This window comes from Pseudoalteromonas distincta, assembly GCF_000814675.1.
GTDB lineage: Bacteria > Pseudomonadota > Gammaproteobacteria > Enterobacterales > Alteromonadaceae > Pseudoalteromonas > Pseudoalteromonas distincta.
Genome location: NZ_JWIG01000011.1, coordinates 105,053 through 129,930, shown reverse-complemented (window position 1 = coordinate 129,930; position 24,878 = coordinate 105,053). Strand labels below are relative to the sequence as shown.

Here is a 24,878-nt window from a genome sequence, read left to right as displayed (position 1 = left end):
CGACAACAAAAGAAGGTAGGTTATGAGTAATCCAAATAACGTATCGCTGAATATTAACCACGCGCTTGAATTTATTGATGGCCAAGCACTTAATATTCCAACCCTTAGTATTTTAACTGAGGACGGCGACATTCATCCTAGTGCAACCGCACCTGATATTTCAAAACATACCGCTATTAAGTTATATGAAACAATGCGTTTTATACGTTTGTTAGATGAACGTATGCAAGGCGCGCAGCGCCAAGGTCGAGTTAGTTTTTATATGCAATGCCTAGGCGAAGAAGCCGCAGTTACAGCCTCTGCTGCTGCACTTGATCAAGGCGATATGATCATGGCGCAATATCGTGAACAAGCAGCACTGCATTATCGTGGTTTTACGCTCGATCAATTTATGAACCAAATGTTCTCAAATGAATTGGATTTAGGTAAAGGTCGCCAAATGCCAATCCATTATGGCTCTAAAGCGCTAAACTACATGACGATTTCATCGCCACTGGGTACGCAAATACCACAGGCCACAGGTTATGCATATGGTCAAAAAATAAAGCATATCGACGCTAAAACAGGTGAGCTTGCAAGCACAATTGATAACGTGACTATTTGTTACTTTGGTGAAGGTGCTGCATCAGAAGGTGACTTTCATGCGGGCTTAAATATGGCGGCTGTTCACAAAGCGCCGGTTATATTTTTTGCACGTAATAACGGCTATGCCATATCTACCCCTGCTGATGAGCAGTTTAAAGGCGATGGTATTGCGTCGCGTGGTGTAGGTTATGGTATTAAAACAATTCGTGTTGATGGCACAGATGCACTTGCAGTGTATGCAGCGACCAAAAAAGCACGCGAAATAGCCTCAACACAAGGTGAGCCTGTACTTATTGAATCGATTGCTTATCGATTAGGCGCGCATTCTACATCAGACGATCCCAGTGGTTATCGCTCTAAAGATGAAGAAGCAAATAATCAAATCTGTCCTATTGATAAATTTAGAAAATGGTTGGTCAAGCAAGATTGGTTAAACGAAGAGGACGACATAAAAGCAAAAGAGTCGATTCGTGAAGAAATTTTAGCAGCGCTTAAGCGTGCTGAAGTTGTTGCCAAGCCCGCTTTAGAAGAATTGGTATCTGACGTTTACGATACTCCAATTCCGTTATTGCAACGTCAGTACGAGCAATTAAAAGAACATATAAAACAGCATCCAGATGCTTACCCAGTAACCGCAGGGAGAATTAAGTAATGGCTAAAATGAACATGCTCCACGCAATTAACTCTGCCCTCGATATTACGATGAACGAACACCCTCAAGCCTGTATTTTTGGCGAAGATGTTGGTTACTTCGGTGGTGTATTTAGAGCAACATCAGGTTTGCAAGAAAAATACGGTAAGCATCGTGTTTTTAATACGCCTTTAACCGAACAAGGTATTTTAGGTTTCGCTAATGGCTTAGCGGCTTTTGGTGCGCCTGCATTGGCAGAAATTCAATTTGCTGATTATATATTCCCAGCGTTCGATCAAATAGTAAATGAAGCCGCTAAATTTCGTTATCGCAGTGGTAATGAATTTAATGTTGGTAACTTAACTATTCGTACGCCTTATGGCGGTGGTATTGCTGGTGGCTTATACCACTCGCAATCACCCGAAGCTTATTTTGCACATACACCGGGCTTAAAAGTGGTTGTACCGCGTAACCCTTATCAAGCTAAGGGGTTATTACGTGCCTCTATTAAAGATGATAACCCTGTCATATTTTTTGAGCCTAAGCGTTTATATCGTGCATCAACAGGCGAAGTGCCAGAAGAAGATTATAGTATTGAATTAGGCACGGCTGAAGTGGTACAAGAGGGTACCGATATTACGCTTTTAGCGTGGGGTGCTCAAATGGAGATTATTGAAGAGGCAGCACAGCAAGCAAGCGAGCAAGGTATAAGCTGTGAAGTTATTGACCTTCGTAGTATTTTACCATGGGATGTTGAAACGATTGCTAAATCGGTTATTAAAACCGGTCGTTTAATCGTGAGCCATGAAGCGCCTATAACTAATGGCTTTGGTGCCGAGATAGCAGCAACAATACAACAAGCGTGTTTCTTGCATTTAGAGTCGCCAATTTTACGTGTATGTGGTCTAGATACACCATACCCGTTGGCACTTGAAAAAGAATACGTACCGGATGCACTAAAAGTGTTGGCTGCAATTAAACAATCAATGGATTTTTAGGGGGTACCATGGCGAAAGATTTTATATTACCCGATATTGGTGAAGGCATTGTTGAATGCGAAGTAGTTGAATGGCTAGTACAAGAAGGCGATACCGTATCTGAGGATCAGCCAATTTGTGATGTGATGACAGACAAAGCATTAGTACAAATTCCGGCAGTGCATGATGGCATTATTTCAAAGCTATATTATCAAAAAGGTGAAATTGCTAAAGTACATGCTCCTTTATTTGCTATGGATGTAACTGGTGATAGTACGAGTAATGAAGTAGTAGAAGAGCCAGTTCAAGCTGAAAATCAAACTAATAACAATGCATCTGATGTAGTTGAGGACTTTATACTACCTGATATTGGTGAAGGTATTGTCGAATGTGAGATTGTTGATTGGTTAGTCGCAGAAGGCGATGAAATAGAAGAAGACCAAGCGGTTTGTGACGTAATGACCGACAAAGCATTAGTACAAATTCCGGCAAAATATACAGGCACAGTAAAAAAACTATATTACCAAAAAGGTGAAATAGCAAAAGTACATAGCCCGTTGTTTCAAATGACAATTGCAGGCAGTGCAGTAAAGCCAAATGTTGATATAAACCAAGCGGTCGTAAAGGCTCAAACTAATGCCGTCGCTGAAAAAGTTGCACCAGTTGAAACACAGCAAGCTGCAAAGGTTATCAATCAAAAAGCGGTTGCATCCCCTGCAGTTCGTCGTAAAGCACGTGAGCTAGATGTTGATTTAACCTGTGTACCAGGTAGTGGAAAAAATGGCCGTATTTACAAGCAAGATATTGAAGAGTTTGTAAAAGGCGAAGTGCCAAATACTATTGATACTTCACCGCTTAATAGCGATGCTTCTCAAAGTGCAGTACAAAACCAAACACAGAATAAAAGCGGTGGCGTACGAGTAGAGCAAATTAAAGGCATTAAAGCGGCCATGGCCAAACAAATGGTAGCTTCAGTTTCAACTATTCCGCACTTTACGTTTAGTGATGAAATAGACTTAACACAGCTTATAGCTTTGCGCAGCTCCTTAAAAGAGCAGTACAAAGCACAAGGCGTAAAGCTCACCATGATGCCATTTTTTGTAAAAGCACTCTCGCTGGCAATGAAAGAGTACCCTGTACTTAATTCAAAAGTGAATGATGATTGCTCAGAGCTTACCTATTATAACGATCATAATATTGGTATAGCGGTTGATTCAAAAATTGGCTTGTTAGTGCCTAATATTAAGTCGTGCCAGAGTAAGAGTATTGTTGATGTGGCTAATGATTTAACCCGCTTAACTCTCTCAGCGCGAGAAGGGCGTGTTGCCCCTGATGATTTAAAAGGTGGGACAATTAGCATTTCTAACATTGGTGCGATTGGCGGCACTATTGCGACCCCTATAATTAATAAACCAGAAGTAGCTATTGTTGCGCTTGGTAAACTACAGCATCTACCACGTTTTGACGAAAGTGGGCACGTTGTGAGTAAAGCGATAATGCAAGTAAGTTGGTCTGGCGATCACCGTGTTATTGATGGCGGAACGATTGCTCGCTTTAATAACCTATGGAAATCGTACTTAGAAAATCCTTCGGCAATGATGATGGCAATGAGTTAATAATATAATTGTTTAAACCTAGGGCGTGTTGATCTTTGATGATTGAATTTACAGCAGTATGTTTGGTTTTTAGGCAAGGCAGAGCCTATGAAGTGTGGTTACTCCCCATAAATAGGCGATAACGCAGCATAAATGCCAAACATGCGCTGCCCTTCGGGTTTTGCCTAGGGGCGATAAACTCTTTGTTGCTCGGTTTTTACTTAGCCCACTAGGTTACAAACCTCGCGCCGCGATTTAATCGCCCCTAGATTGAACAAATTTCAATCCGCAAAGGTCAACACGCCCTAATAAAAAACCAGCAATTTGCTGGTTTTTTGTTTTAAATGAGTCTGTTTTTATTTAAGATACAAGTGTTACTAAAAAGTAATAAAGTTAACCCCGTTAGGGAATATAAAAAATAACACTAAGGAAATTTCATGGAACATTATATGAACGCACTGCGCAGCTACGCCGATTTTTCAGGCCGTAACCGTCGTAAAGCATATTGGATGTTTGTATTGATTAACACTTTAATCTCTATAGCACTTTCATTCGTTGATGAATTAATTGGCTTTTATATTATCAGCAATATTTATAGTTTAGCACTATTGATACCTAGTTTGAGTGCTGGCGCACGTCGCCTTCATGATACTGGTCGTTCAGGCTGGTGGCAGTTACTTTGGTTAGTGCCAGTAATTGGTTGGATTGTTTTAATTGTTTTTCTTGCACAAGACTCACATGAAGGTGAGAACGATTATGGCCCAAATCCAAAAGAACTAGCTGCAGAGCCAGCAGCCGTATAAATAAAATAAGTTAACATCCTAAAAGCTCAGCAATAGCTGAGCTTTTTTGTTTATGGCAATTTTAACTTAAAAAGTAAAGGCCATAGCCAACGGCCAAAGCAGGAATAGATGTATACACAGTCGCAATTACAGCCGCTTTAGGTGCCATTGCAATTGCAGGAAATAACGCATCACCATCATTAGATATTGCATTAGCAGTTAATGCACTAAAGGGAATAATGCCTTGAATATATAACGTAGTAACAATTATTTGCGGACCACAACCTGGTAAAAAACCAATCACTACAGCAATAAGTGGCGCTAAATAAGCATAGTGTGCAAACCAGTTTTTTAAATCAAGCCCTGCAATATTTACTAAAATCTCAAACAACATAAATGATGCCACTACCCATGCGGTCACAAAGTGTGTGTCTTGAAGTACTTTAATAATTTTAGAAGGTGGATTACATTCATCGTCTTCTGAGGTTACTTCTTTATAGCTTTCACCTTTAGAAGAATACGCCCATATAGTTACAGTAAATAACGCCATTGCAGCACCAAAAATACTAATACTTGTGCCTGTGTATTTTCCAAATTGATCAAAGTTGACATTAAATGCAATTAAAAAAGCAATAATGAGGCTTGGAATAATAGCGAACATCCAAACGGGTTTGCTTATTTTAATTATACTAGTTGGCAATACTTTAACTTGGTGTTTTTGTTCTTGCTTTGTTGGGCGTAAAAAGTCTTTTGCATGAAGGGCGTTTACTATAACACCACAAAGCGTGCCTACTACTAAGCCAATAGCCATTATGGTTAAACCTTCAGTAGGGCGAGTGGCAAGGAGTAAAAATGCGGCATCTCCCATTGTAGCTGTTAAAACAGCAACAATAGCCCCAAAACTTGCTTGGCCTTTTGTAAACTGGGTAACCACTATTATTGCACCACCACATCCAGGAAGGGCACCTAAAACGGCAGCAAAAAATATTTCTAATACCGGCGATTTAGCACTTAAATAACTAAGTTCTAATTGAGGTAAATGCTCTATGGCGTAGTAATATATTAATAATGTAGCAGCAACAAATACGCTAACTTGAAAAAAAGCATCGCTTAGTGCTGTTATTGTAATTTCACGAAGTGATGGCACAGCTAAGCATACCAGTAAAAAAAGTGGTAATAATAAACGTTTATTTTGGCTAACAAAGCGTTTAGAAGCGGGCGTAATAAATCCTATTTGAGAGAGTAAAATCATACAGTGTTACCAATTAAATAAACTTAGTAACACTGTATATTTTAATTAAATGATAATCAATATCATTTGCATCTATTTAAATCGATTACTCTCTTTGAGTTTTTCGATGTTAAACCAATGCTACTTACGTTGAAATTCTGAGTTTGCATTCCACGTTGGCCATTGCTCTTGCTCCGAAATATCAAAACCTACTTTATAAAACAATTGTAAGTCTTGAACAGCACCCGATAAATCCCATTCGTCACGGTAACGATCACATGGTTGATGATAACAACCGCGAAGTACTAAACTCATGCGTTTACGGTAATTAGCTGTCTCTTCGTCAGCTGCGACTGTGCCGCCACCTGCGTACATGGCTGGAATCCCCATATTAGCAAATGCAAAGTGATCAGAGCGGTAATAGCCACCAGATGATGGTTTAGGATCGCCTGATATTGTTCTGCCTTGCTCTTTAGCTGCAGTTGCTAAAAACTCATCCATTTGTGACTTGCCAATACCAACCACATTCATGTCTTTTACTTTGCCTAATAAATTTAAGCTATCCATGTTTATGTTAGCGACTGTTTTATTAGCTGCAATCACTGGGTTAGCTGCATAGTATTTAGAACCTAGTAAGCCTTGCTCTTCAGCAGTTACTGCTAAAAATGTCATTGAGCGGCTAGGGTGCTTAGGTAATTTAGTAAAGGCTTCAGCTACTTCAATAAGCCCAGCTGTACCCGTTGCGTTGTCGTGAGCACCGTTGTAAATTTGATCGCCTTTACGTGTTTTATCTGTACCTAAGTGATCCCAATGCGCTGAGTAAATAACATGCTCATCTGGTTGCTCGCTTCCTGGTAACGTAGCGATAAAGTTATACGACACTGATTTTTTAATTGTATTTTTAACATTAACAGAAGCAGTTAAATCGCCCATATCAACATGGTAAGCACCTTTAGCTGCGTTTTCTTTCGCAGTCTCAAAATCTAATCCTGCTTTAGTGAATAGCTCTTTTGCTACGTCAGTTGTAACCCAGCCTTCAACGGCTACACGGTCCATATTATTGTTTTCTTTTTGAAAACCAAACTGCTCACCGCTCCAAGAGTTTTCAACTACTGACCATGGATATGACGCAGGTGCTGTTTCATGAATAATAATTGCACCAGCTGCACCTTGGCGACTAGCTTCTTCATATTTGTATGTCCAACGCCCATAATAGGTCATTGCGTCGCCAGTGAATAACGCAGGATCTTTTGTTGCAAAGCCTGGATCGTTAACCAGCATCACAACCGTTTTGCCCTTAACGTCTAAACCTTCGTAATCATTCCAATTGTATTCAGGTGCGTTAACGCCGTAGCCTACAAATACAAGTTCAGAGTTTTCTATGCCTTCTTGAGCACTTATCCGACTGCTACCCATAACCATGTCTTTTTTGTATTGGTAGTCTTTACCGCCAATATTAAGCACCATGTTCGAATCAGCTTCTAAAGAAACCAATGGCACTTCTTGTAAGTAACTGTCGCCATTACCTGGTTTTAAACCTAAAGCTTTAAACTGCGCAGTTAAATAATCAAGCGTTAGCTTTTCGCCAGGTGATGAAGGAGCACGTCCACCAAACTCATCCGATGCGAGTACTTTTACATGTTTAGCCAGTTCATCAGCTTGAATACTGTTATAACCATTTGTTACATCAGTAGGGGTAATACTTGTTGTTGCGCAACCTGCTAAAACAGCAGTAGCGAGGAGTGTGAGAGAGAAATAATGTTTCATGTCAGCTCTTTTTTTGTTTTAAGTTGTGATTAGTATATTAACTTCTATTAAGCAGAACCAGTTTTTGCGGTAAACTTCTCGTAAATTATAGGCATAAATTGTTAAAGGTTTAAATGAAGCGTTTTACTCCCCCCGAGCAGTGGCAAATCAGTAGTTTAGAAACAGGTGCATTTGCGCATTTACGTGAGCTATTTAAAGTTAACGAACTAACAGATTGGCCATCGCCGCAGTGGTTTTCTCCATTTTTAACTGCTATTAATGAGAATAATATTCCTATTACTTTTGAAGATGATGCAAAGGTAGACTTTGGCGAGCGGTATTATGAGCAAGTAATTTTTGAAACAGGTGTTGTACCTACACGCAGTGAAAACTGGCATGACTTATTTGGTGGGTTTATATGGTGTTTATTTCCTAAAACCAAAGCGTTAATAAACCATAGACATGTGCAAGATATAGCTGAGCATGGACTGCAACAGCGTACTAAGCATCGTAATGCACTAACGCTTTTTGATGAGTGTGGTGTTGTATTAGCTATAAGTGAGAGTAAATGGCAGCAGTGGCTTTGCGATCACCAATGGAAAACTGCATTCGTTGAACACAAACATGAGTGGGGTAAAACAATAAAACCTTTTATGTTTGGTCATGCTAATTATGAAATGCTAACAAAGCCCTATATAGGTTTAACGGGTAAAGCGTTATTTGTTTGTGTACCTAATGAAATATTTTGTAAAGATTTAGTAACTCAATACCAGTACCTTGACCAAGCCCTTTATGAGATGATTAGTACAGATAACTGCTTAGCCGATAACAAAAAGCTTTCACCACTGCCTTTATTAGGTGTGCCAGGCTGGCATGACGAAAACAAAGACGACTCTTTTTACAACAATACAGATTATTTTAGAGCGAAACGAAGGATGCGAACATGATAGAAGTTGCTGGGCTTAAAAAGAAATTTAAGCTAACTAAAGATCACAAAAAAAATAAAATAGACGACATCGATCCTCGTGAAGATAAAGACTACTTTCACTCAGTACGAGACGTTAGTTTTAGTTGCGCTAAAGGTGAGGTACTTGGATTGCTCGGCCCAAATGGTGCGGGTAAAACGACGACACTTAGAATGATTTCAACCGCGTTAAAGCCCGATGAAGGCTCAATAACGATTGCCGGAAACGATATTGTAAAAAAACCGCTACTGGGCCGTAAGTCTATTGGATTTTTATCAGGCTCTACGGGTTTGTATGGCCGCTTAACTGTAAAAGAAAACATAGAGTATTTTGCAAAGCTTCATGGCATGAACAAAAGCGATATAGCATCGCGTTGTGATGAGCTATTTACATTGCTTGATATGCATAAATTTGTAGATAAACGGGCAGAAAACCTTTCAACAGGTATGAAGCAAAAAGCAAATATAGCGCGTGCAGTTGTTCATCGCCCAGCAGTTGTGGTACTTGATGAGCCAACAACGGGCCTTGATATAATGACAACACAAACAGTCATTAAATTTATCAAAGGTTTAAAGGCGCAAGGGACGCCTGTTATTTTCTCAACCCATCATCTAGATGAAGTAGCCCTTTTATGTGACCGTGTCGCTGTAATTAACGAAGGTATTAGCTGTTTTGACGGAACAGTAGAAGAGTTTAAACAAGCAGGCAATAGTGATGAGCTTAATCAAGCGTTTATGAATATATTAACGGAGAAACATGATGTTTGAGGTATTTAAAAAGGAATTAAGAGAGTTATTACGCGATAAAAAAACGCTATTATTTGTAGTCGCGCTTCCTGTTGCTATATTTCCGTTATTGTTTGCCGTAATGGCATTTATAAGCTCGCAAGCTGCAATGGATGCTGAGCAAAAAGTAAATACTTACGCGATTATCAACGGTGAATACGCACAAGAATTTACTGACAAAGTGTTTTATCACAAAAGTTTTGAGCTTTATAAAGGGGATAAAACCTTTAACAATATTGATGAGCTTAAAGCAGGTGTAATCGCTGGCGATATTGATATGGGTATTTATTTACCAAGTCATGCTGTGCAAACATTGGACGATGGAAAACAAAGCCAGTGGCAGGTTGTTTTTAACGATTCAAAATCTATCAACTTTTTATTCGAACGCGTTAAAGAGCTCGCAAAAGAATACAGTGACGTGCTGCAAACTCAAAAGCTAATCAGTTTTGGTATTGAAGAGTCTGTTCAAAAATCTATTCTTAATCCAATTGAAGTAATAAAAGTAGATACAGCCGATAAACGTGAAAACCTTGGCGAAAAAATTGGCGGTTTTTTACCTTACCTACTTATTCCATTAGTATTGATGGGGGCAACTTATCCCGCTATTGATTTAGGCGCTGGCGAAAAAGAACGCGGCACGCTAGAAACACTTCTACTTACACCTATTACGCGTACAGAGTTGGTGCTTGGTAAGTTTATAACCTTGTTAACTACATCCATTGCCTCCACAACCATAACCGTCTTAAGTATGGGCTGTTGGATAGCATTGGCGCTCGCATTTGCCGATCTTGATTTTATTAAAGCCGCATTTAGTACATTAGCAGTTACCGATTTACTAATGATATTTGTACTATTACTACCTGTTGCAGCTATCTTTTCGGCCTTAGCTCTGGCTATATCTATCTATGCTCGCACGTTTAAAGAAGCGCAAAATTATATGGCACCACTTAGTATGGGCGTATTTTTCCCGATTATTATTTCAATAATGCCAAATATGGAACTTACTGCTAAAACAGCATTCATTCCTGTTACAAACGTAGCATTAGCAATTAAAGAAATAGTAAAAGGGACTGTTGATTACACATTTGTAGGCTTAATATTTTTAGCCACTGCAATCATTGCTGCTGGGCTATTGGCATTTTGTGTCAAGTGGTTTAACAGAGAAGATGTGCTATTTAGATAATGTACATAAAGGGTTTTAAGAATATATAAAAGGTAGCAATTGCTACCTTTTATACTTTGAAGCGATTAATAGTTAAAATAGCCCATTTATTAATTTTGTAAGCCAATATTTTTTCACCCATTCATTTAAAATTCACATAAGGGTTATGCTCTAAATAAAACTAATAATTTAGTCTTTTTATTATAAAAATTATAACGATAACTGATTAGTTAGAGGGTCCAATTCTCTCTTTAATACTCTATACTAATAACAATAAAAACTTATGGTGAAGGTAAATGTTAAAAAGGAATATTTTTTTGAATGTGACAAAAAATAATAAACTAATGCTCGTTGCAACAATAATATTTGTTCTTATAGCTTTACCATCTCTGTATTTGTTCGATCAAAAAGTAAGAAGTGATGTTTATAATTCAGCTCAAATAGAATTAAAGCGTGAACTTGAAACAAAAAGCCTTTCATTAAAAAAACATCTTAAAGACAGTGTTACCGCCATTCGCTTTTTAGATGCTACACCACCAATACAAGGCATTACCCGCGCTAAAGAAAATAAACTAATTGATCCTGTTCTTGGTACGCCAATAGATGTTTGGCAAGAGCGCTTAGCAAGTATTTTTACTGGTTTTATGCAGACCGATGACAGTATTTTGCAAGCTCGCTATATTATGCTCGAAGATGGTGGGCAAGAGATTGTTAGAGTTGACCGAAATCAACTTGGAGAGATTAATCGACTGCAAGGTCTGCAATTACAAAAAAAAGGTCAACGCGATTACATAATCAAAGCAAGCATGCTTGATAAGAAAAGTGTTTATATTTCTCCAATTAACTACAACCGTGAAAATGGACAGATACAAGAACCTTATATAAGCACTTTTCGTGTTGCTAAGCCTGTTTTTGATGAAAATAATAAAATATTTGCAATATTAGTTACTAATTACTTTGCGGATAAATTACTTGAAGATTTAACAGTTGAATCTCCACAAGGGACGCAGATTTACCTTATGAATAATGAAGGTGAATTTTTATATCATCCAAGCCCTCAACTTCGATTCAGTTTTGAATTTAATAAAGCAAAAACATGGTCTGATGAATTTTCCACTGCAACCACCATGACAGAGCAAGGCACTTTACCAATAAGTAATTATCCAGTGGCTTACACTTTAAAAAAACGAATTTCGTTTGAGGGTGATATAGCCATGCTACCTTTAGAGCTTGGTGTAAGTGTTGATACAAAAACATTGTTTGCAAAGGTGAATGAGAGACGTCAAAACTTTATTGCAATGTTGGTGGTATTTTTTAGCATATTTTTAGTTATTGCTTTTTTATACCAACGTTTTATAAACCGTAAGCTGTTAATTAATTCTTTAAAAGAGCAAAACAATAAAGTAATAGAAAATTCTTTGGATGCTATTTTTACAATTGAGCAAAACGGGGAAATTGTTCACTTTAATAATACCGCTAAAGAGGTTTTTGGTAGTTCAATTTCAGGCACTAATCCTGATTTTGTCTCCCTGTTTAATTTAAACAACGCAGACACTAATTGTATACAAGAGACTATTACAAACGGTTCAAAAATGCCGTTTGAAGCAATCTACACAGATGGCAATGGCAACAAACAATATTTTTCGATTACGCTTAGCAGTATTTTTGATGTATATAATAATCGTTATCAAGTTGCGGCTATTTTAAGAAATATTAGTTCATTAAAAAATACGCAATCAGAGCTCGAAGCGTTAAACAGTACTCTGGAGCTAAAGGTTTCACAAAGGACCATTGAACTAGAGCGTGCAATTGACCAAGCATTAGCAGCAAGCCATGCAAAAAGTGACTTTGTAGCAAATATCTCTCACGAAATACGCACACCAATGAATGGCGTATTAGGGATGCTTGAAATGCTCAAAGAAGATGGCTTAACCGAACAACAATACCATTATTTAAAACTAGCAAATAGCAGTGCTAATTCATTGATGAATTTGATTAACGATATCCTTGATTTTTCTAAAATAGAAGCAGGTAAGCTTGATATTGATAATCATACATTTGATGTTGTTACAGTATGTAGCGATATGATTAGCTCTTTAGCGTTACAAGGGCAACGCAAAGGTCTTGAAGTATTTTTAGATACTAAAGATGTAGTAGACAGAATGGTTATTGGCGACAGCCATCGACTTAAACAAATTTTAATTAACCTAGTTAATAATGCGTTTAAATTTACTCATAGAGGTGAAGTAAGTTTAACTGTTGGCTCTAAGTACATTACTGACTCAAAGTTATTAATGAGCTTTACAATAAAAGATACCGGAATTGGTATAGCGCCTGAAAACATAGACAAATTATTTGAAGTATTTACGCAAGAAGACTCAAGCACGACCCGCCATTTTGGTGGTACAGGCTTAGGGTTATCTATATGTAAAAAGCTTGCTCAGTTAATGGGTGGTAATATTACGGTTATAAGTGAAAAGGGCGCGGGTAGTACCTTTACCGCAACGGTTGAGCTACACGTTGCACAAGAGAAAAAATTAAACACAGGTATAGAGCTTGCTACAAGTATCAACGTAGCTGCATTAATAGCGCGCGATAACGTTTATAAAAACGTATGCGACTTATTGTTATTAACCTGCAAAGTAAAAGCAGAAAACATTGTACGACTTGACTACTTTAGTGAGCACAAAGAGTTTGAAGCTGATTTATTATTAATTGATGATGAGCATCCTCAAATTGATGCGTTAATTGATTACTGTAAACAGTTTAATAAAAAGTATGTTTTAATTTTACGAGACATGGTGACAGATAAGCCAATCAAAACGGTATTACCTGAAGGCAGCCATATTTTAAATAAACCACTCACTCAAGATCAATTCAGTTATAAATTAGCCAGCTTATTTGGTGCTAGTAGTGACTGTATTATAGCGCCACCTAAAGGCTTGGAAGAGGAACAAGTAGAGCCTGACCTATCTGCTTATCATATATTATTAGTTGACGATAATATGATAAACATTGAAGTAGCAAAGGCGATATTAAAGCGTACTAAAGTAAAAATCACTTGTGCGTCAGACGGTGTAGAAGCATTAGAAGCATTGAGAGAAAACGAAGAGCAAGCTTTTGATGTTATATTAATGGATTGCCAAATGCCTAATTTAAACGGCTACGATACAACAAGTGAAATTAGAAATAGTAAGGCAGGGGTAGATTATACTTACATACCGATTATCGCTATGACAGCGAGTGCGATGGAAGGTGATAGAGAGCGATGTTTAGCTGCTGGAATGAACGACTACATTACAAAACCAATTAAACCAGAAACTTTAAAAGATAAGCTAATTACTTGGTTAAGTTAATCGTTTTTAAAATCAGCTGCTAGGCAGCTGATTTTTTTGGTTTGGTACTTGTTGTTGTATTAAAAGGCGTGTTAAGAATAGCTATGTCTGCGCTATCAAGTATAAATTGTGTATCTGACCAATGTAGTAATTCTATCTTTCCATCTTGCTGCTCTACAAGCGCAGTACAGCTCTCAATCCAATCACCATCGTTACAGTATATAATATCGTCATCCACTTTTATTTTGGGATGGTGAATGTGTCCACAAATAATACCATCTACGTTTTGTTTTTTAGCTTCATGAACTGCGGCATCTTCAAAGGCACTAATCGCTTCTCGTGCTTTGTGTACCCGAGCTTTTATCCATGATGCAAGCGAGTAGTAGTTACCACCAAATATTTTACGTATACGATTGGTCCAGCGATTTAAAAATAATAAAAAGTCGTATCCTGCATCCCCCGCAATACTAACAAGTTTGTTATAACGAGTCGCTGAATCAAAGTCGTCGCCGTGTATAAGTAAAAACCGTTTATTAGCTTTAGTGGTGTGAATAAACTGCTGGTGGATTTCAACACCAAATAATGTTTGATTTATATAGTTTCTAAACGCTTCATCATGATTACCGGGAATATAAATGACACGTGTACCGCTAGCTGCTTTTGTTTGTATGCAGTTTAATACTTCATAATGAGAAGGGGGCCAATAAAACTGTCGCTTCATCGACCATAAGTCAATAATATCACCCACTAAATAAAGTGTGTCAGATTCTACCGAGTTTAAAAAATCAAGTAAGTAATCAGCTTTACAATCTTTGTAACCTAAATGAACATCAGATATCCAAATGGCTGGATAATGTTGTTTTTTACGCAGTTGATTGTTTGTCATGCCCGTCATCCATAGTGTAATAATTAAACACTTTAGATAAATCTAATGACACTTATGAGACACTTTAGCGAAGCCTCCATGACAATTTATACCAAGGCACGTAATTAAAAGATTTCTATAAAGCTAGGAAAGGTGAGTCATTGAGCATCTATTATTACGCATTGCTATTAATCGCGCATAAAAAAGGCCGCATTTTAAATGCGGCCTTTTAGTCTATTTTGAGCGTGCGTGTTATTAACCTTTAACAGCCGCTTTAATTGCATCAATTGCTGTGTCTATATCAATCATTAGCTTTTCACCGGTGCGGCGGTTTTTAAGCTCAACTTTATTCTCGTCAAGGTTACGCTCACCAATCACCAGCGTAAATGGTACACCAATTAGCTCCATGTCATTAAACATAACACCAGGGCGCTCTTTACGGTCATCAAATAACACATCAAGACCTGCATCTTTTAAACCTTGGTAAAGGTTATTAGCAATATCAGGAATACGATGTGATTTGTGCATGTTCATTGGAACAATTGCTAAATCGAATGGCGCGATTGATTTTGGCCAAATGATCCCGTATTGATCGTTGTTTTGCTCAATAGCAGCAGCAACAATACGTGAAACACCAATACCGTAACAACCCATAGTCATGGTTTGGTTTTTACCACCTTCGTTTAATACACCCGCTTTCATCGCTTCTGAGTATTTAGTGCCGAGTTGGAATATATGACCTACTTCAATACCGCGTTTAATTTGTAAAACGCCTTGGCCACATGGGCTCATATCGCCTTCAACAATATTACGAATATCAGCAACTTCGTAATCAGTTACGTCACGATCCCAGTTAATACCACTGTAATGCTCGTCGTCTTTATTAGCACCGGCAACAAAATCAGCAAGGATATTAGCGGCTCTATCCACAATAATAGGCATAGATAAGCCCACAGGGCCTAAGGAGCCAGGTTTTGCACCAATAGCAGCAATAATATCTGCCTCTGTTGCCATTTCAAGCGGAGAGTCTACTAATGGGTGCTTTTCAGCCTTCAATTCATTTAAATCATGATCGCCACGAAGTACAAGCGCCACTAAACCACGTGCATCGTTTTCATTAGGTGCACCGTAAACAATTAAGGTTTTAACACCGCGATGAGGTTTTACACCGTAGTGCTTTTTAAGCTCATTAATTGTTTTAGCGTCAGGAGTAGGGAATGCTTTTAACTCTTTACTTGCTTCTGGGCGTGGATCGTTTGGCGCTAGTGCTTCTGCTTTTTCAATATTAGCTGCGTAATCACTGCCATCACTAAATGCAATTGCATCTTCGCCCGACTCAGCAAGTACATGAAACTCGTGCGATAGGCTACCACCAATAGACCCAGTATCAGCAAGTACAGGGCGGTAATCAAGGCCTAAACGCTCAAAAATGTTACAGTATGCTTTGTGCATCGCTTGATAAGTTGCATCTAAACACTCTTCACTTAAGTGAAAAGAGTAGGCATCTTTCATTGTAAATTCACGAGCTCGCATAACACCAAAGCGAGGGCGACGTTCGTCGCGTACTTTAGTTTGTACTTGATATAAGGTAACTGGTAACTGCTTGTAGCTGCTTATTTCTTTACGTACGAAATCAGTTATTACTTCTTCGTGTGTTGGACCAAGTGCAAACGTACGGTTATGACGGTCTGTAAAGCGCATAAGCTCAGGACCAAATTCATTCCAACGGCCAGACTCTTCCCATAAATCAGCAGGTTGAATTACAGGCATTAGCATTTCAATAGCACCTGCTTTGTCCATCTCTTCACGTACAATGTTTTCTACTTTACGTAGCACACGTAAACCAGAGGGTAACCAAGTGTATAAACCCGAAGCGACGCGACGGATCATACCGGCTCTAAGCATTAACTGATGCGATACGATTTCAGCATCTGATGGCGTTTCTTTAAGTGTTGCGAGTATATATTGGCTTGTACGCATGTTTTTTCCGAAATAGAGTAATTATGTTCTTTTAATAGAGCTTAAGTTTAACAGCGGATGCTTTTACACTAAAGCGCTAAGTGAGTTATTTAGTTTTTTTCTATGTTTGTTACTACGTTATGCTCGCCATTGACTTGCCAGCGAATATTATAATTGTACAAAGTCATACCATAGCTTTGCTCGCCGTCTTTTTGTTTTTTATAGGCAGGGCGGGGATCTTGTTTTAAAACATTAGCTATAAAATCATGTAAATCTGGGTATTGTGTTTGCGCATTAACAAACTCAATTGCCTGAGGGCTAAATTCAACCGTCATTTGTGTTTCTGGGCGTGTATCTGCAAAGCCAGCACTGGCGTCAAACATTGCATCTGAATAGGGTAAGTACGGTTTAATATCGATAATGGGTGTGCCATCAAGTAAATCAATGCCAGCGAGTAATAAACTAAGTTGTCCATTTTTATACTCGATACCTTCAAGTTTTACTGCGCTCATACCAATCGCGTTTGGTCTAAATGTAGCGCGGGTAGCAAATACACCTTTTCGCTCATTGCCACCTAAACGAGGTGGGCGCACCATAGCAGAATAACCTTTATCGGCCGTTTCATGAAAACGAAATAACAACCAAATATGAGTAAATTCATCTAAACCACGTACAAACTCTTCGCGATTAAAATCAGGTGCAAAAATAAGTTTTGCCTTGGCTTGTGGCACTAAACGAGGCTGCCTAGGTATAGCAAACTTTTGTTTATAAGGAGATTCAATGTGGCCAATAGCCGAAATGGTATAATCGCTCATAGTACTCGGGTACAAATAAAATAGAGCGCTATTCTACCTGCATTTAGTATTTATGGCATTAGTGTAAGTAAGTTTATTGCTTATAGACCAAGCGGTTCAAAATCATTTATTAGACTGAGTGGTTTATATTTTGTATTAATGTATTTAAAAAGGACCTAAAACAAAAAAGGGCAAGCTCATAAGCTTACCCCTCTCATACATGTTAAAGATTAATTAAAACATGTATTGAACTGATACAGATGCTACATCCATGTCTGGATCAATATCGTCATCAAGTTTGTAGCGTTCGTACTCTAAACGAAACTGTACATTTGTTGTAAGTGCGTATTCAATACCCGCACCGTAAAATGCATCACCACCATCTGTAGACGCTGTTACACCACCTACTGGTAAATCTTGTGTGTAATCTGCATCCCACTCAAGCCAACCGCCTTTTGCATATACAGAAAAGCTTTCTGTTATTGGGTAGCCCAAACGTGCGGCAAGCGATACGCCATCAATTTCAGCTTTGCTGTCTATATCACTTACTTCATCAAAGTTTTGATAAGCAAGTTCTAAGCTTAGGTATTCGTTAAACTGAGTACCAATATAGCCTTTAAGCATTTGTGCATCGTCGTCAAAGTCAGTGTCGTTGTCACTGTCTTCAAATTCAAAAGAATATTGACCGTAACCGATACCAGTGTAAATACGTGGTGAATCGAAATCAGAAATGTCAGCGTGTGCTGCAGAGTTAAAACCCAGTGTTGCTAGTGCAATAGCTGAAAGAGAAAGTGTTTTAATCATTGAATAGCTCCTTTACAAAAAATAATCAAATGCTTGATTTCATTAATCAAACTTCAATTACTTACTTGCAGCGAGCGTGCCAATATTAAAATGGATTAAAAACACGCCATAATTAGTTCTTTTGTATTGGTTTTTACATTATTTAGCGTGTTTTATAATCAAAGTGAACTTTTGTGTAATCGTGTACTCTAAAATAAGTTGTATGTTTTACAAAGTATAATGAGTTTTTTACATAGCCTTACTTTATTTAAATTACTAATTAGACTTCGTGAAGTAAGTTTTCTGTTTCAATTGCTATTTCTTTCATTTTTATAGCGTAATTTTCTAATTTAATGTCTTCATCGGTCACTGCTTTAAACGAAGGCACTTCTATTGGGTAGCCCGTTTCATCCATTGCAATAAAGCTGATAACACAATGGTTTGTTTCAACCATATTTTGTGTTTTTGGATCGCCACAACGCACTTGTATAAATATTTGCATGCTACTTCTACCCGTATGGGCAATTTTAGCTTCTACTTCGACTATTTGACCCACTAAAATAGGGCGTCTAAATTTAACACCCGCAACCGAAACAGTTACGCAGTAATGACCACTCCAACCTGCAGCGCACGCATAACCTGCTTGGTCAATCCACTTCATGACGGCCCCACCATGAACTTTACCACCAAAATTAACATCAGTAGGCTCTGCTAAAAAACGAAAAATAACTTTTGACGACGGCATAAATAACACTCTTATTATTAAAACTACTATTAGCATAACGTAAAAAAGGGGCCGAAGCCCCTGCAATTTAGGATATGTTTATAATTTATATGTAAAAAACGTAGTTATATAGCTATACAGCGCATAATTTAGTTACATATTAGGATAATTTGGCCCACCTGCACCTTCAGGTGTTACCCATGTAATGTTTTGGCTTGGGTCTTTAATATCGCAAGTTTTACAGTGCACACAGTTTTGGGCATTAATAACAAACTCTTTATTGCCTGCAATTTCTTGTACTTCGTAAACGCCTGCTGGGCAATAACGTTGTGCGGGTTCATCAAATTTAACTAAATTTACGTTAATAGGAATTGACGCATCTTTAAGCTTTAAATGACACGGCTGTGATTCTTCGTGGTTAGTATTTGATAAAAACACACTTGAGAGTTTATCAAAGCTAAGGTGTCCATCTGGTTTTGGATACGCAATTTTGTCAGCGGCGTTAGCATCAACAAGGGTAGAGTGATCGGGCGTATTATCTTTAAACGTAAAGGGTAAACCACCATTAAAAATGTTTTGATCAAGCGTGTTGTACGCACCACCTAAAAATTTACCGAGTTTGTGCATAGCAGGGCCAAAGTTACGAGATTGATATAACTCTTTATATGCCCACGATTGCTCAAACGCAGTTTGATAATGAGTTAAATCGGTATTTGCTAACTCATTTTGCAATGCTTCAAAAATAACCTCTGCGGCAATCATTCCCGATTTCATTGCAGTGTGATTACCTTTAATTTTCGCAAAATTAAGAGTGCCTGCATCACACCCTACAAGTAAACCACCAGCAAAATGCATTTTTGGTAATGAATGCAAGCCACCTTTAGCAATAGCACGCGCACCGTAAGCAATACGTTCAGCGCCTTCAAGTACGTTTTTAAATACTGGATGATGCTTCATTCGCTGAAACTCATCAAACGGACTCAAATGTGGGTTTGAGTAATTTAAATCAACAATTAAACCAACAACAACTTGATTGTTTTCACTGTGATACATAAATGCACCACCATTAGTATCGCCGCTAAGTGGCCAACCTGTACCATGAACTACCTTGCCAAGCTCATGTTTACTTTCATCTATTTGCCAGATTTCTTTAAAGCCTAAACCGTAATGCTGCGGCGATGAATCTGCATCAAGTGCAAACTCATTGATTAGATGTTTACCTAAATGACCACGGCAACCTTCAGCAAAAATAGTGTATTTTGCACGAAGCTCCATGCCTGGCATGTAACCGTCTTTTTCATTCCCGTCTTTGTCTACACCCATATCGCCAGTAATAATGCCTTTTACTGCTTCATCTTCAATTATTAAAGAGTGTGCGCTAAATCCTGGAAATATCTCTACGCCTAAGCTTTCAGCTTGCTCTGCAAGCCATCGACACACGTTACCCATAGATACAATGTAGTTACCATCATTATGAAATGTTTTTGGTGTAGCAAAGTGGGGGATTGATGTCGCTTTTTGCTCGTTGTTAAACCAATAAGTTTCATCATTAGTTACTTTGGTTGTAACCGGTGCGCCAAGCGCTTGCCAATTAGGTAGTAGTTCGTCTAGAGCTTTGGTTTCAAAAACAGCACCAGAGAGTACATGTGCACCTACTTCAGAACCTTTTTCGACTACGCAAATCATGCACTCTTGTTGTTTTTCTTGTGCTAATTGCGCGAGTTTAATTGCACTTGAAAGCCCAGCAGGGCCTGCACCAACAATTACTACATCAAATTCCATGGTTTCACGTTCGACCATAATAACCTCTTTATCTATGACGGACTTATTTGAATGTTTACTACGCATTTAAATAAGGTGTACAGCCTATTTATAACCTTGCAAATTAAACGTTACAGACTGTGAATAGTTAAAGGTTATTTTAGGTTGACGTTTACGTCAACAGGAAGTAGTCTAATTTCATAAAATAAATAGGTTGACGTGCACGTTACCTTGTAGGTTTAAATAATTATGGAGTTCCTATGAAAGTTCTCGTACCAATAAAAAGAGTGATTGATTACAACGTAAAAGCACGCGTTAAAAGTGATAACAGCGACGTTGATTTAACCAACGTTAAAATGGCAATGAACCCTTTTTGTGAGATTGCTATAGAAGAAGCAATTCGCCTTAAAGAAGCCGGTACCGCCACTGAAGTGGTTGCCGTAACTATTGGTCCAAAAGCAGCACAAGAACAATTACGCACAGCATTAGCATTGGGCGCTGACAAAGCCATTCACATCGAAACCGATGAAAAGCTCGAGTCACTTCATATTGCAAAACTACTCGCTAAAATTGTAGAGCAAGAAACGCCTGAACTTGTCATTTTAGGTAAGCAGTCAATCGACTCAGATAATAATCAAACAGGTCAAATGCTTGCTGCATTAACTAATCGCGGGCAGGGTACATTTGCATCAAAAGTAGTTATTGAAAATGGCAAAGTAAACGTAACCCGCGAAGTTGATGGCGGGCTGCAAACGGTAGCACTTAACTTACCGGCGGTTGTTACAACTGATTTACGCTTAAATGAGCCTCGCTATGCATCACTGCCAAATATTATGAAAGCCAAACGTAAGCCGCTTGAAGTAATAGCAGCAGATTCGCTTGGTGTTGATTTAACACCGCGTATGCAATTAATAAGTGTAGAAGAGCCAGCTAAACGCACCGCAGGAATTATTGTTGAAGACGTTGCGCAGCTTGTAGAAAAATTAAAAACAGAGGCAAAGGTGATTTAAATGAAAACACTCGTAATTGCAGAGCACGACAACGGTGCCTTAAAACCAGAAACCTCAAAAACTATTAACGCCGCAGTAAAAATGGGTTTTTCTATTGATGTACTAATTGCAGGTAACAACTTAAGCACAATGAGCTCACAAGTTGCCAGCATTGATGGCGTAGCTAATGTTTTAGTTGCCGATAATAACGTTTATGAACATCAGTTAGCTGAGAGCATGAGCGATTTAGTGTTATCAATTAGCGACAACTATAGCCACATTGTTGCAAGTGCTACTACAACGGGCAAAAACTTTATGCCACGTGTTGCCGCGCTATTAGATGTTGCGCAAATTTCTGAAATTATCGCAGTAGTGGACGCCGATACATTTAAACGACCTATTTATGCAGGTAATGCAATCGCCACGGTTAAATCACTCGACAGTAAAAAAGTAATTACTGTGCGTGCTAGTAGCTTCGATTTACAAGGTGAGCAATCAGCTGCTGCTATAACAAGTATTGATACAGTATCAGATTCACAATTAAGCAGCTTTGTAAGTGTTGAGCAAACCGAATCAGAACGCCCTGAGCTTACAGCAGCTAGTGTGGTCATATCGGGTGGTCGCGGTATGCAAAACGGCGAAAACTTTGCATTACTTAATGGTATTGCCGATAAACTAGGTGCAGCTATTGGTGCATCGCGTGCAGCAGTTGATGCAGGCTTTGTACCTAACGACATGCAAGTAGGGCAAACAGGTAAAATTGTAGCACCTAACTTATATATTGCAGTAGGTATCAGCGGTGCTATTCAGCATTTAGCCGGCATGAAAGACTCAAAAGTAATCGTCGCGATTAATAAAGACCCAGACGCACCTATTTTTCAAGTTGCAGATTACGGGTTAGTGGCTGATTTGTTTGAAGTACTGCCACAGTTAGAGAGTGCTTTATAGCCTTTAAATAAACAAACTTATTCTGGTTGAAAGCCGTGGTGCTCATTGAGTGCTGCGGCTTTTTTATACGGTTAATTCAAGACACAAAAAAACCAGCCAATTGGCTGGTTTTTACGGCTAACTTAGTATTAGTAAGTTGCGCTGCCTTTAGTACGAGGGAAGGCAATAACGTCACGTACGTTGCCCATACCTGTTACGTAAGCAACTAAGCGTTCAAAGCCTAAACCAAAGCCTGAGTGCGGCACGCTACCGTATTTACGTAAATCGCGGTACCAGCTGTAATCTTCTTTGTTTAAGCCCATTTCTTCTAAACGTGCATCAAGTACATCAAGACGTTCTTCACGTTGTGAACCGCCAATGATCTCACCAATACCAGGTGCTACTACGTCCATAGCGGCAACAGTTTTACCGTCTTCGTTTTGACGCATGTAGAATGCTTTAATGTCACGTGGGTAGTTTTTAATAACTACCGGTGCTTTAAAGTGCTCTTCAGCTAAGTAACGCTCGTGCTCAGACTGTAAGTCTACGCCCCATTCAACAGCGTACTCAAACTTTTTGCCACAGTTTTTAAGGATTTCTACAGCGTCTGTGTAGTCAACTTGTGCAAAGTCTTTATCTACAAATTCTTCTAAACGCGTAATTGCGGTTTTTTCTACACGTTGTGCAAAAAATTCCATATCATCACGGCGCTCTTCAAGTACGGCTTTAAACACATACTTAAGCATGTTTTCAGCAAGTTTTGCTATGTCTTCTAAATCTGCAAACGCTACTTCAGGTTCTACCATCCAAAATTCTGCAAGGTGGCGAGATGTATTTGAGTTTTCTGCGCGGAATGTAGGGCCAAATGTATAAATTTTTGACATTGCAGACGCGTAAGTTTCGCCATTTAACTGACCAGATACAGTAAGAAATGCTTCTTTACCGAAGAAATCTTCGCTGTAATCAACATCGCCTTTATCTGTAAGCGGTAAGTTTTGCATATCAAGCGTAGATACACGGAACATTTCGCCAGCGCCTTCACAGTCACTTGCCGTAATGATTGGCGTGCTAATCCAGTAAAAGCCTTGCTCGTGGTAAAAACGGTGAATAGCTTGTGCTAAACAGTTACGTACACGAGTTACCGCGCCAATCATATTTGTACGAGGGCGAAGGTGAGCGTGCTCACGTAAGTACTCAATGCTGTGGCGCTTTGCCGACATTGGGTATGAATCTGGGTTTTCTACCCAACCTAACACAGTCACTGAGTTAGCTTGAATTTCGTAAGATTGACCTTGGCCAGCAGATTGAACTAAAACACCAGTAACCGACACAGAACAACCGGCTGTTAAGCTAGTAACTTCATCATAATTATTCAGTGAATTAGGAACTACCGCTTGAATAGGATCAAAACACGAACCGTCATGAACGGCTAAAAATGAAATTCCTGCTTTTGAATCGCGGCGAGTACGGATCCAGCCTTTAATTGTTACTTGGCTGTCTACCGCAACATTGCCTTTTAATAGCTCTGAAATCGCTAAATGGCTCATCTTCACTCCAATGATATAAGTTGCCTAACTATTTTATTTTAACTGTGCGCAACACGCGGGCATAAATTGCACATAAACGGCGCTGCACTTGAACCCTGTATCTTACCTAGTAAAGTTAAATAAAAAAACTATTGTGGGCAACTCTTTAAAAGTTTTTATGCATGCGGTTTATTTTTAAACAGTTTTTAGAGTTTAATTGCCACTATTATGATTTGTTGCTCTGAAATTTAATGATTTTGTGGCATTATTAACATCCAAACTAAATTAATATTTATTCACCCTTAAAAAATCGATGCTATGAAACAAGTTTTTATTTTACGAGGACTACCAGGAAGTGGTAAGTCTTACTACGCGCAAAGCCTTGCTGACGAATTAGGTGGAGCCGACGAAAGTCAGTATCTAATTTGCTCAACTGATGATTACTTTAATAATGAGCAGGGCGAATATCATTTTGATAAATTTAAGTTACCACAATTTCATAATTTAAATTTGGCGCGCTTTATAAATGCACTTGCTCAAGGCATTCCATTGGTGATTGTAGATAACACCAATATTAAAAAGTGGGAATTTATAGCTTACTCTCAAGCTGCCGTTGCTTTAGGTTATCAAGTAAAAGAAGTGATAGTGGGTGAAGTAAAAGACAAAGCTATGCAGCACCTATACGCTAAACGAAACTCACATAATGTGCCGTTAAAAACCATAAGTAAAATGGCCTACATGTTTGAGTGGTAGTGC

General features: G+C 38.6%; 20 protein-coding genes. 11 read left to right on the top strand and 9 right to left on the bottom strand.

Translation table 11 applies throughout. The annotated features are described in order from the left end of the window. The first annotated feature begins 22 nt into the window (after positions 1–22). The 4 genes from QT16_RS08525 (at position 23) to QT16_RS08510 (ending at position 4,591) form a co-directional block, all read left to right on the top strand. Entirely contained in the window at positions 23–1,237 is a 1,215-nt protein-coding gene (locus QT16_RS08525) for a thiamine pyrophosphate-dependent dehydrogenase E1 component subunit alpha (protein WP_039487965.1), read from the top strand. Continuing rightward, on the top strand, positions 1,237–2,214 hold the full coding sequence (locus QT16_RS08520; protein ID WP_002962936.1) for an alpha-ketoacid dehydrogenase subunit beta: 978 nt from the start codon (positions 1,237–1,239) through the stop codon (positions 2,212–2,214). Before QT16_RS08525 ends, QT16_RS08520 begins: the two co-directional genes overlap by 1 nt. An 8-nt stretch (positions 2,215–2,222) precedes the next feature. Beyond that, a complete protein-coding gene (locus QT16_RS08515; protein ID WP_039487962.1) occupies positions 2,223–3,809 on the top strand; it encodes a dihydrolipoyllysine-residue acetyltransferase in 1,587 nt (528 codons plus the stop codon). Between the two features lie 416 nt (positions 3,810–4,225). After that, positions 4,226–4,591 (top strand): DUF805 domain-containing protein, encoded by a 366-nt coding sequence (locus QT16_RS08510; RefSeq protein ID WP_039487960.1) that lies wholly within the window; start codon positions 4,226–4,228, stop codon positions 4,589–4,591. 61 nt (positions 4,592–4,652) lie between these two features. Here the strand turns inward: QT16_RS08510 and QT16_RS08505 are convergent, their stop codons facing one another. Both QT16_RS08505 and QT16_RS08500 read right to left on the bottom strand, forming a co-directional pair. Continuing rightward, entirely contained in the window at positions 4,653–5,822 is a 1,170-nt protein-coding gene (locus QT16_RS08505; protein ID WP_039487957.1) for a putative manganese transporter, read from the bottom strand. Between the two features lie 120 nt (positions 5,823–5,942). Beyond that, entirely contained in the window at positions 5,943–7,568 is a 1,626-nt protein-coding gene (locus QT16_RS08500; protein WP_039487956.1) for a M28 family metallopeptidase, read from the bottom strand. Positions 7,569–7,681: 113 nt separating this feature from the next. Here QT16_RS08500 and QT16_RS08495 point away from each other — a divergent pair, with 113 nt between their 5' ends. From QT16_RS08495 to QT16_RS08480, 4 genes are all read left to right on the top strand, one after another. Further along, positions 7,682–8,494, top strand: coding sequence for a DUF3025 domain-containing protein (locus QT16_RS08495; RefSeq protein ID WP_039487953.1), 813 nt, complete (start codon positions 7,682–7,684; stop codon positions 8,492–8,494). Then, a complete protein-coding gene (locus QT16_RS08490) occupies positions 8,491–9,279 on the top strand; it encodes an ABC transporter ATP-binding protein (protein WP_024596859.1) in 789 nt (262 codons plus the stop codon). Before QT16_RS08495 ends, QT16_RS08490 begins: the two co-directional genes overlap by 4 nt. Continuing rightward, positions 9,272–10,480 (top strand): ABC transporter permease, encoded by a 1,209-nt coding sequence (locus tag QT16_RS08485; RefSeq protein ID WP_039487952.1) that lies wholly within the window; start codon positions 9,272–9,274, stop codon positions 10,478–10,480. Before QT16_RS08490 ends, QT16_RS08485 begins: the two co-directional genes overlap by 8 nt. A 323-nt stretch (positions 10,481–10,803) precedes the next feature. After that, complete coding sequence (locus QT16_RS08480) at positions 10,804–13,815, top strand: ATP-binding protein (RefSeq protein ID WP_039488061.1); 3,012 nt, start codon at positions 10,804–10,806, stop codon at positions 13,813–13,815. 19 nt (positions 13,816–13,834) lie between these two features. Here the strand turns inward: QT16_RS08480 and QT16_RS08475 are convergent, their stop codons facing one another. From QT16_RS08475 to QT16_RS08450, 6 genes are all read right to left on the bottom strand, one after another. Further along, positions 13,835–14,680: a UDP-2,3-diacylglucosamine diphosphatase gene (locus QT16_RS08475; RefSeq protein WP_039487950.1), complete on the bottom strand. Its 846-nt coding sequence runs from the start codon at positions 14,678–14,680 to the stop codon at positions 13,835–13,837. Positions 14,681–14,914: 234 nt separating this feature from the next. Then, the gene (locus QT16_RS08470; RefSeq protein WP_039487948.1) at positions 14,915–16,639 is read right to left on the bottom strand and encodes a proline--tRNA ligase; all 1,725 of its coding nucleotides are present in this window, start codon (positions 16,637–16,639) and stop codon (positions 14,915–14,917) included. Between the two features lie 89 nt (positions 16,640–16,728). After that, positions 16,729–17,433, bottom strand: a complete 705-nt coding sequence (gene tsaA / locus QT16_RS08465; protein WP_039487947.1) for a tRNA (N6-threonylcarbamoyladenosine(37)-N6)-methyltransferase TrmO — start codon at positions 17,431–17,433, stop codon at positions 16,729–16,731. A gap of 213 nt (positions 17,434–17,646) precedes the next feature. Next, complete coding sequence (locus QT16_RS08460) at positions 17,647–18,216, bottom strand: outer membrane beta-barrel protein (protein ID WP_002961225.1); 570 nt, start codon at positions 18,214–18,216, stop codon at positions 17,647–17,649. A gap of 259 nt (positions 18,217–18,475) precedes the next feature. After that, positions 18,476–18,940, bottom strand: coding sequence for an acyl-CoA thioesterase (locus QT16_RS08455; protein ID WP_002961226.1), 465 nt, complete (start codon positions 18,938–18,940; stop codon positions 18,476–18,478). A gap of 132 nt (positions 18,941–19,072) precedes the next feature. Next, positions 19,073–20,719 carry an electron transfer flavoprotein-ubiquinone oxidoreductase gene (locus tag QT16_RS08450; RefSeq protein WP_039487946.1) on the bottom strand — a complete coding sequence of 549 codons (1,647 nt, stop codon included), beginning with the start codon at positions 20,717–20,719 and terminating at the stop codon, positions 19,073–19,075. 221 nt (positions 20,720–20,940) lie between these two features. Between QT16_RS08450 and QT16_RS08445 the strand changes: the two genes are divergently transcribed. Both QT16_RS08445 and QT16_RS08440 read left to right on the top strand, forming a co-directional pair. Continuing rightward, positions 20,941–21,690, top strand: coding sequence for an electron transfer flavoprotein subunit beta/FixA family protein (locus QT16_RS08445; protein ID WP_039487945.1), 750 nt, complete (start codon positions 20,941–20,943; stop codon positions 21,688–21,690). Next, the gene (locus tag QT16_RS08440) at positions 21,691–22,617 is read left to right on the top strand and encodes an electron transfer flavoprotein subunit alpha/FixB family protein (RefSeq protein ID WP_039487944.1); all 927 of its coding nucleotides are present in this window, start codon (positions 21,691–21,693) and stop codon (positions 22,615–22,617) included. A 128-nt stretch (positions 22,618–22,745) separates the two neighbouring features. Here the strand turns inward: QT16_RS08440 and asnS are convergent, their stop codons facing one another. After that, the gene (gene asnS / locus QT16_RS08435) at positions 22,746–24,143 is read right to left on the bottom strand and encodes an asparagine--tRNA ligase (protein ID WP_002961230.1); all 1,398 of its coding nucleotides are present in this window, start codon (positions 24,141–24,143) and stop codon (positions 22,746–22,748) included. Positions 24,144–24,440: 297 nt separating this feature from the next. Here asnS and QT16_RS08430 point away from each other — a divergent pair, with 297 nt between their 5' ends. Further along, on the top strand, positions 24,441–24,875 hold the full coding sequence (locus QT16_RS08430) for an ATP-binding protein (protein WP_002961231.1): 435 nt from the start codon (positions 24,441–24,443) through the stop codon (positions 24,873–24,875). Positions 24,876–24,878 lie beyond the last annotated feature (3 nt).